This window comes from Mycoplasma marinum (assembly GCF_004335975.1).
GTDB lineage: Bacteria > Bacillota_I > Bacilli_A > Mycoplasmatales > Metamycoplasmataceae > Mycoplasma_K > Mycoplasma_K marinum.
In genome coordinates this window covers 1-583 of sequence record NZ_PSZO01000118.1, presented here as the reverse complement: position 1 = coordinate 583, position 583 = coordinate 1, and the positions used below count along the sequence as shown (strand labels likewise).

Here is a 583-nt window from a genome sequence, read left to right as displayed (position 1 = left end):
ATAAAATCGAAAGCATTGAGATAATAAATTCGCAAAACAACGCAGTCACAAAATTAGTGACTACTCAAATAGAGGATGTTCAGTATAAAGAAATAAAAAGAGACTTCTATAACAATAAGCAGGAAGAATTTCATACATTTCAAAAAGGTTTATTTTTCAATGATTCAAGATTAGTAAAAAGTTTTAAAGTGGATGTAAATAATTTAGGCATTAAAAGAGTTATATATGATTCGGAAATATCTGTTATACAAAACTTTATTTCAAGTGGTAATGCCAGATCATTCTTGGGATTATCTAATACATCTTCTTTATTAATGGTTGCAATATTAGAAATTGCTAAATATAGTTTTGATGAAGATTTATTTATTTCTCTTGACAAAAAATATGCTGTAAGCCTTAAAAATTGTATAGGGGAAATTTTTGAAATTATTGAAATGTTTGATCTAATATTTCAAAATAATATTAATGAGAAACTTTTTTGGTTAAAGGAATCGATCATCAATAAAACTAATAATATTAGTAAAGTGATAATTGGTACAGAGGATAGCACATTAATTTTATTTGAAGAGGTCAAAAATGATAG

At 25.0% G+C, this 583-nt stretch carries 1 protein-coding gene; it reads left to right on the top strand.

Annotation, left to right across the window (positions count from 1 at the left end):
* The coding region (locus C4B24_RS05145) for a hypothetical protein (protein ID WP_168388391.1) at positions 1–583 on the top strand (583 nt) is incomplete at both ends.